5 protein-coding genes are annotated in these 6412 nt (G+C 49.0%); 4 read left to right on the forward strand and 1 reads right to left on the reverse strand.

Features of this window, described 5'->3' with window-relative positions; translation table 11 throughout:
- Window positions 1-128: 128 nt before the first annotated feature.
- The gene (locus GPL15_RS26500) at window positions 129-497 is read right to left on the reverse strand and encodes a hypothetical protein (protein WP_215701681.1); all 369 of its coding nucleotides are present in this window, start codon (window positions 495-497) and stop codon (window positions 129-131) included.
- A gap of 249 nt (window positions 498-746) precedes the next feature.
- Here GPL15_RS26500 and GPL15_RS26505 point away from each other — a divergent pair, with 249 nt between their 5' ends.
- From GPL15_RS26505 to GPL15_RS26520, 4 genes are all read left to right on the forward strand, one after another.
- Window positions 747-1700: a LysR family transcriptional regulator gene (locus GPL15_RS26505; protein ID WP_215701682.1), complete on the forward strand. Its 954-nt coding sequence runs from the start codon at window positions 747-749 to the stop codon at window positions 1698-1700.
- Window positions 1701-1943: 243 nt separating this feature from the next.
- Window positions 1944-3251 (forward strand): SLC13 family permease, encoded by a 1308-nt coding sequence (locus GPL15_RS26510; RefSeq protein WP_215701683.1) that lies wholly within the window; start codon window positions 1944-1946, stop codon window positions 3249-3251.
- A 71-nt stretch (window positions 3252-3322) separates the two neighbouring features.
- Window positions 3323-4288, forward strand: coding sequence for a serine hydrolase (locus GPL15_RS26515; RefSeq protein WP_215701684.1), 966 nt, complete (start codon window positions 3323-3325; stop codon window positions 4286-4288).
- 51 nt (window positions 4289-4339) lie between these two features.
- Window positions 4340-5755, forward strand: coding sequence for a M20/M25/M40 family metallo-hydrolase (locus tag GPL15_RS26520; RefSeq protein WP_215701685.1), 1416 nt, complete (start codon window positions 4340-4342; stop codon window positions 5753-5755).
- Window positions 5756-6412: the final 657 nt, after the last annotated feature.

A 6412-nucleotide genomic window follows, 5' to 3' on the forward strand; every position in this document is an offset into this window, starting at 1 on the left:
AAGTGTGAGGCCATTTTCGAAAATCCCTTCACCCTCGATGTCCACCCTCCTTGTCCACGCTCCTTGTCCACGCTCCATGTCCACGCTCCCTGTCACGCTCAATGTAAAAAAGTTCTCCGTTTCCCCCCTCATTTCTCATCCTCTAAAAGCTGCACCCTTAAAACATCATTAATTACAGCCGGACTGATCTCCAACACCTCTCCAGTATAAGTAACAGCCACCAGATCCCCCTCATCCAGATCTTCCAGAGAGATGTCCGTATATCTCCAATCCAGAACCGTCTTATCGCTGATCCGGCATTCGAACCGTCCCCGGCTGTTAATATCATTGATTTCCAGTCCTGCTGCAATGATGCTGTCTGCACTTTTCCGTTCAATTGTGGCATAAAATGTGGTGCCCACAACTGGTTTTACGCTCCTTTTGCCTGCGGCGAAGCCGAGAATGGCCGACCCGGCCAGAAGAATGGCTGCCACTGCTGCACATGTGATCTTTTTCATGATTTTACCTCCTAAACTTTACTCTGTTTTACCTATGCTTTAATCCTCTGGTTTTATATTATCACATCACAGCGGCCTTCTGCTTTTACATATATCTTAATTTTTACATATACCAAAGGCAAACCAGGGTAATTTTATCATAAATTGAAAGCCGGATGTGATTGTTATATAATGGTTTTAATGTCACAGGGAACTGTGGACCGCATCATTTTAACAAAACAACAAACCAGACAAAAGAGGGGGAACAGCATGACATTCGAACAGTTAAGCTACGCAGTTGCCGTAGCCCAGGAGAAAAATATCTCAAAAGCCGCGGAACGTTTATACATATCTCAATCCGCCCTGACAAAGTCTTTAAACCGGCTGGAAGAAGAACTGGGAATCAAGATTTTCGACAGAAATGTCGTGCCTGTCCGCCTCACATTTGCAGGCGAATGCTATATCGAAAAAGCGAAACAGCTCCTTTCCATCCAGTCCGCAATGAACCGGGAATTGGAGGAAATCATGTCCTTTAGAAAAGGCCGTATCCGGGTCGGAATGGGGCCTGGAAGAAATGAATTCTGGACGCCTCACATACTCCCCGAATTCACCAGGACTTATCCGGAAGTGGAGGTACAGATCGTGTTGGGAGGCAGCAAATTTCTGGAACAGGAACTTTTAAACGGTCACCTGGATATGAGTTTCCAATATCTTCCCGTAATTTCCGAAGACCTCACCTATACCATGATCACACAGGAACGGCTTCTTCTGGCGGTTCCTTACGGCCATCCGGTTCTGGAAGGGAAAATCCTGCCCGACAGCAGCGTAAACCATCCCCTGTCCCTTCCTCCCGACGCATTGAACGGTCAAACCTTCCTGTTTGCGCCGGAAGGCCACGGCATCACCCAGTGTACCCGCCAGATATTCGCCCGCTATCATATCCAGCCCGGACAGATCCGGAAATATACCAACTGCGATCTCATCTATGCCCTCGCCTGCGAAGGAATGGGAATGGCTTTTGTCCCCGATACCTGCGCCCTGTATCCAGCTTATTATAAAAAACCAGTATTCTGTACTGTGGACAACCCTCCATTTACCATGAATCTGGCTGCCGCATACAGAAAGCACGAAGGCATTTCCCCTCTGGCCCAGAAATTCCTGGAGATTACATGTGATATCGTCCGCCATTCCCCCTATTTATCTGTAGAGGCCGCAGAACTCTAAAAGAGCTTACCGCAGCCCGGCGGATAGGAAGTGAGCCGTAGCCATTCCATGACACTTTGTCATAATAACTATGTCCCATTCTCATTAGACACAAGAAGGATGAATTTGTTACTATATAATCATAAGCAAACAATATTGTCTGTCTATTTTACGGTATTTTAAGGCGTGCACACACGGATCCAAATGCGCCCTTGAATTCACTGGAATCTGTTGACTTGTTCATCTGTATTGGAGGGAAATGGAATGAGTATTACTATGTATGCGGCACTTGGGGTTTTCATGATGCTGGCGCTTATGATCGCCATGATGATCGGCCGGACCTCACCTTTAGTCCCGATGCTGGCAGTTCCTTTAACCGGCTGTCTCATCATGGGCGCATCCCCGGCGGATATTGCCGACTGGGCCATGTCAGGCATGAAAGACCAGCTTTCAACCATAACCATGTTTACCTTTGCCATCATCTTTTTTAACATCATGATGGATGCCGGAGTTTTTGATACCTTGGTCAGTAAAATGACCCGGAAGGCCACAGGGGTTCTCCCCGTATGCCTTCTCACCGTAGCCGCAACCATGATCGGCCATGCCGACGGCTCGGGAGCCACCACATTTCTCATCGTCATTCCGCCGTTTATTCTTCTTTACAAGAAAATGAACATGCGCCCTGTGGTGTTAATGGGTCTGGTCGCCCTGACCGCCGGGGTCATGAACTCCGTACCCTGGGGCGGGCCTTCGGGCCGTCTGGCGGGAGCCTTTGGCATTGATTCTTTCGCTATTTTCCAGACAATGCTGCCCGCCTTCGTTACAGGGCTGATCTGTTGTTTCGCTCTGGCATTTGTTTTTGCCAAGCTGGAAATCAGAAGAGGGGCCGGAAGCAGCAGCCCGTTGGAAAGCCATGAGGAGTTTCAGAAATCGGAAGAAGAAAAGGCGCTGTTAAGGCCTCAGTATTTCTGGTTTAACGTGATTTTAATCTTTGTGACAATAGCGGCAATCTTCATCAGTGATCTGCCCATCTATGTCTGTTTTATGATTGCCTGCTGTCTGGCACTCTGCGTGAACTACAGAGGAGCAAAGCTGCAGGGCGAACGGCTGAACGCCTATGCGCCCGCCTGCATGAGCATGGTGTCCCTTCTGCTGGCCTGCGGAGTATTTGTCGGAGTTATCGGTTACAGCCCCATCCAGCCGTCCATGCTGGAAGTGATACAAACTATCATCGGCGGAGCTTCTACCAAACACCTGAGCGGCATCCTTTCCTTCCTTTGGCCCATTTTGGACGCCCTTGGCCTGGATCACTATGCCTGCTGCTACTCCATCGTTCCGATGGTTCAGAAAATATGCGCCCAGTACCTTACGCCTCTCCAGGCCGCCATATCCTATCTGGTACCATGGGTGCCCCTGGTTTTCATTCATCCTACCACACCAGCCATGTATATTGGCCTGGGCCTTACGGGAGTATCATTCAGGGAACACTGGAAATTCGCCTGGAAATGGGGACTGCTCATATCCTGGATCTCCGTATCGGTGTGTATCCTGTTAAATATTATCCCCCTATGATCCAAGGCAGCGTGTGTTATGCTGAGTGAGACCTGTTATTGCAAAAATCATAAGTAAGGAGACATTGTTTTATGATAAATCATACCAACAACGATATGGATCTCACCCCTTTCATTAACCGGGTGGAACGGGAAGGTCTGGATCTCTACAACTGCATTGTCCATAAAAATGGAAAACTGATCGCAGAAAAGCACTGGAAACCGGTTAAACGCATTGATATCCGTTCCGGCACCAAAAGCTTCTGTTCCACAGCAGTTGGTTTTGCCGTCCATGAAAAATTATTTTCTTTGGAAGACTATGTGACGGACTGTTTTGCAGAAGATTTTCAAAACGAACCTTCCCCTCTCATGAAAGAAATGAAGTTGAAACACCTGATGACCATGACCATGGGGTTTTCCCATGAACATCTCATGGGCGCGCAAAGAGAAGCCATGAGGCAGATTTCCGACTGGGTGAAGTATTCGTTAAGCCAGGAAGTCGTCTATCATCCAGGGGAAAAATTCCTGTACAACAATATCGGCCCCTATCTCATGGGAGTGCTGATACAGCGCCGGGCCGGAATGGGGCTGATTGACTATCTGCGCCCCAGGCTTTTCGATCCCCTTGGCATTCAGGATGTTTACACAGTTGAGCATTGTCCGTCAGGCTATGATTTCGGCGCCAGCGGCCTCATGCTGGATGTTTTTGAGTATGCCAAATTGGGGCTTTTATATCTGCAGGACGGCATTTGGGAAGGGAGACGGATTCTCCCCGAAGGCTGGGTTCAGGAAGCAACCACTCCCCGTTCTTATACGGTATCCACAAAAACCCTGCCCGGATATGAACTCTATAACGATAATACCATCGGCGCGACCTATGGGTATTTCTTCTGGATCGGTCCCTGGAGCAAATGGTATTTTGCCTGCGGGGCAAAGGACCAGTACTGCGTGGTGGTGCCTGAAAAGGACGTGGTAATAACCGTAGAAGCCCATGTCACCCAAACCGGGGAGCCTACCATACACGCCATTGCCAGAGAAATCATTCCCAGGCTTCCATAGAGGAAGGTTTATATCAGTTCAGACAAGCCTGAACTGTTACGGAGGTTTACTATGATAAAAAAAGAGCGGTACAAATCCCTTGAACAGATGTTTCAATATGTTGACCTGCATTTTGACGCCATGGCAGAAGAACTCTGCCGGATTGCCTCCCTTCCCAGCGTGGAGGGAAATGACATCGGACTGAAGGCGGCCAGGGATTTTATAGCGGAAAAAATGAACCAACTGGGCCTTGAAGTCTCCATCCATGACATAGAAAACGGCAGCAGCCTGATTTCCGCCTCAGATATCAGCGGTAAGAAAAATACCATTTTATTTTACAATCACTATGATGTTGTTCCGGCTGGGGACTTATCCCAATGGGCTACCGCCCCATTTGATCCGGTAATAAAAGACGGAAAACTGTTCGCCCGCGGAATCTCCGACAATAAAGGATGCCTGATGGCCCGTCTCCAGGCCCTGGAAGCCATAAGAGCAGTTGAGAACAGCCTTCCGGTCAATTTAAAATTTCTTTTTGAAGGGGACGAGGAAACCGGCAGCCCATCCATGAAAAAGTTCAGCCAAATGAACCCGGAAATATTCAAATCAATCACCGCCGCTGATGTCTGCTTCTGGGAAAACAGCCGTACCAGCGACAGTGAAACAGCCTGGGCCAGCTTTGGGGTGAGGGGTGACGTAGAATTCGAATTGAGATGCCGTCCAATCGCCTTCGACGTCCATGCCCGGAACGGGAATCTCTGCCCCAATGCCGCCTGGCGGCTGGTATGGGCCTTATCCACAATGAAAGATCCGATTACCGAGCGGGTATTAATTGAGGGCTTTTATGATCGTGTGATTCCTCCAACCGACGCCGACAGGCTGGTTTTGGACGAATTTCCATTCGATGAGGCAGGCGCGAAAGAACATGTCCATGTGGATTCCTTTTTGCTGGGCAAAGAGGGGCTGGAATTGAAGGAAAGGCTCTATCTGGAACCATCTTTCACGATTAACGGCCTGGAATCAGGAGAGGTTTACCGCGAGGAAGGGGCCAGACACATTGTCCCCCACAGCGCCTACGCGAAAATTTCCTGCAACTTAGTGGCTGATCAAAAGGCCGAAGACATTTTTCGTCTGGTCAGGGCGCATTTGGATAAGCATGGTTTCCAGGATATTGAACTCATCCTGACGGATGCGCTGACCGCAGTGCGGACCCCTGTGAATCTGCCCATCACGGAAGAACTAAAACATGCGGCTTCCTTTGTGTATAAGAACCCTCTCGTTATCGAGCTGACCATGTTAGGGCCCGGCCCGGCATCAGTACTGAGGGATCCGTGGCCCAACCTCCCCATCATCGGAATCGGCCCGGCAAATCCTGACTGCGGACATCATTCTCCTAATGAAAATATGAAGCTTGAGGATTATAAAAGAAACATAAAATATACCATTGCAGTCCTCTATGGATTGGAGGAGGGGGATATAATTGGGATTTAATTGAGGAAGTTACGCAGAAAAGCGGGGAAGAAGGCCAGGGAGCCAAACGGGGGAAACAAGCGATACAGGGGTCTGGTTCCAACCGTTAAGTGGAACTAAGGCTCCCGGCATGAAAAAAGGCGGTCCGATGCCCATTCACGGTAAACTCCTGATGACTTTACCGTTCAGGGGCATCTCAGACACTGATTCGGAATTCAGTGTCTGCCCGCCTTTTTTCATGCCGGGAGCCTAAGTTCCGCTAAACGGTTTCCACATGACCCCTGTATCGCTTGTTTCCCCCGTTTGGCTCCCTGGCCTTCTTCCCCGCTTTCCTGCTGGTTTTCTCTAGCTCAAGTAATTAAATGCAATTTTACGAATTATAAGAAAATTTAACCTCAACCCTCAAGGCATTTTCGAAAATGTCTTGACGCTTTACTGTTAATCCCACGTCAGTTGCATTAAATCTCTATGTCATGACCTGTGCTAAATACCAAACGCCGCCTCAGTTAAGCCCTTCTTTGCTTTTTTACTGCCCTTCTCCAAATCTTTCTTTTCATTTATTCGTGGCAGTACACAGCTGGGGATCCAGGGAATGTGAAGTCCGAGACTGGTCAAGCGGATGGGGAGGGCACACCGGATGGGCGTTTGGCTCTGCAGGAGGCCGGGGCACGGTTTGCG

It is taken from the genome of Clostridium sp. MCC353, from assembly GCF_018785315.1.
In the GTDB taxonomy this organism is placed as follows: domain Bacteria; phylum Bacillota; class Clostridia; order Lachnospirales; family Lachnospiraceae; genus CHH4-2.

Bases quoted from the DNA above. Each gene is read 5' to 3' on its own strand.
- GPL15_RS26510 (WP_215701683.1), top strand. From the start codon at position 1,944: ATGAGTATTACTATGTATGCGGCACTTGGGGTTTTCATGATGCTGGCG.
- GPL15_RS26500 (WP_215701681.1), bottom strand. From the start codon at position 497: ATGAAAAAGATCACATGTGCAGCAGTGGCAGCCATTCTTCTGGCCGGG.
- GPL15_RS26515 (WP_215701684.1), top strand. From the start codon at position 3,323: ATGATAAATCATACCAACAACGATATGGATCTCACCCCTTTCATTAAC.
- GPL15_RS26520 (WP_215701685.1), top strand. From the start codon at position 4,340: ATGATAAAAAAAGAGCGGTACAAATCCCTTGAACAGATGTTTCAATAT.
- GPL15_RS26505 (WP_215701682.1), top strand. From the start codon at position 747: ATGACATTCGAACAGTTAAGCTACGCAGTTGCCGTAGCCCAGGAGAAA.